Below are 1,726 nucleotides of genomic sequence, written 5' to 3'. Positions count from 1 at the left end.
TCAGCCTCGATCCACCGCGTCGTGACCTCGCGGCGAGGTGATCTTGGCGGAGGGGGCTTCGCGGTGCTGGTCCACTCGGTGGGCAGCAGGTAGCCGCCGGTCTGCCCGGCCCTTCCACTGATGCCCTGCTCGTCGGGGCCCCGCCGCGGCAGCGGCGGGGCGTGGTTCAGATCGAGGCGTTCAGACCCGCCGTCGCTGCGAACCGACTCCAGTGCGCCCCCCAGCGCCACCGCGCTGCCAGGCGCAGCCGCACACGCCGACCACTACGCACGACCCGCGCGGGTACCGCGACCAACCGTGCCCGCAGCGTCGCCGCCCTGGCTCGCACCAGGGCGCCGCCGGCGACGTGACCGGCCGCCCGTAGCAGGTTGTGGCAGATGACCGCGCACACCAGCCACGCGGCGTTCGCGGTGAACTTCCCCGAAGGCAGGTGCGCCATCGGCCCGCCCTTCAGGTCAGCGATGACCTGCTCGACGATCGCGTGATCCCGGTGAGCAGCCTCCACCTCCAGGGTGTCCCCATCAACGTCGGTGAAGATCACGTGGTAGCGCCACAGGGTGAACAGCTCACCCTGCTCATACCTGTGACCAGCAGAAACAGTCTTCGGGTTCAACCGCTTCACCCGCCGCACGATCAACCGCCCGCGCACGTGCTCGGCCTTCTTGCGGCTGGTGAACGCCGTGTAGGTGACCTCGGCGACTTCAGCATCGGAGATCCACCGTTGGTCGTCCTCGTCCCAGATCGCCTGGGGATACTCGATCGACGTCCAGGCGTCTTCGTCGATGCCGGCGATCGCGGCGCGGATGGAAGCGTTCATCCGCGCCGTCACTGAGAACTTCACCTTCGCCTTGGCCGCGGCGGCGGCCAGGTCGAACCCGTAGTAGGCGGAGTCCGCCCGCACCACGATGGTGTGCGCGCCCGCGGCCTTGGCGACCGCGACGGCCTCACCAACGATCTTTCCGGTGCCGCGAGAGGAGGTGGCGTTGCCCTTCCTGAGCCGGGCCGCGGCGATCACCGGCGCCACCCCCGCGTGACCAGCGCCACCGCCAACACCAGCGACCGGTGGGGTGGAGATGGTCGCGACCTGCGCGTTCAGCCCCTTGACCTTGGAGTATCCGAACGCAACGCCCTGCTGGGCGTAGCCGTGCATCTCCTTGACGGTGTCATCGACGTCGACGTACGTAACCGCACCGGTGGCGGCCAGGGCATCCAAGAGCCCGGTGCAGCGGTGCAACCCGAGCAGCAGCCGCCAGGAGACAGCGTCCAGCTGGCGGATGTGCCCGAAGGTGTAGGCCCGCAGGTGCGAACCGATGGTGGAGGGCGCCTTCACCCCGCCAAACACGTCCGCAGTGGCACCGTGGCGCAGCACGTCGAGGTCCTCGATGCAGTCCGCACCGGCGGCCATCCCCGCGATGACCGAGACGATCTTGGCGGGGGCGTCGTGGCCGACGCCCTTGCGGCCGGCGACGGTGAGCCGCTCATCGAGCAGGCCGTGAAGGCCGGCGCGCTCGGCCAAGGCCAGCAAGGGCACGAGCCCGGCGTCGGGCAGCAGGTTGGTCTCGTCGAAGGCGGCATCGACGGCGTAAGTGGGGTGGGAGAATCGCACCTGGCGGGTGTCCTTCTTCTGGTCGTGATGGGTTCCTTCGCAAGTCCCATCGTTCCAGGTAGATCGACACCCGCTCCTACGTGATCAGCCCCTCACCCGCACCGACGCGGTGGATCGAGG

General features: G+C 69.2%; 1 protein-coding gene. It reads right to left on the bottom strand.

Annotation, left to right across the window (positions count from 1 at the left end; translation table 11 throughout):
* Positions 1 to 166: 166 nt before the first annotated feature.
* Positions 167 to 1,606 carry an IS1380 family transposase gene (locus BXY45_RS22710; protein WP_109776806.1) on the bottom strand — a complete coding sequence of 480 codons (1,440 nt, stop codon included), beginning with the start codon at positions 1,604 to 1,606 and terminating at the stop codon, positions 167 to 169.
* Positions 1,607 to 1,726: the final 120 nt, after the last annotated feature.

It is taken from the genome of Quadrisphaera granulorum (genome assembly GCF_003149145.1).
GTDB lineage: Bacteria > Actinomycetota > Actinomycetes > Actinomycetales > Quadrisphaeraceae > Quadrisphaera > Quadrisphaera granulorum.
The sequence above is the reverse complement of the archived record's forward strand: the minus strand, read 5'-3'. Positions and strand labels throughout refer to the sequence as shown.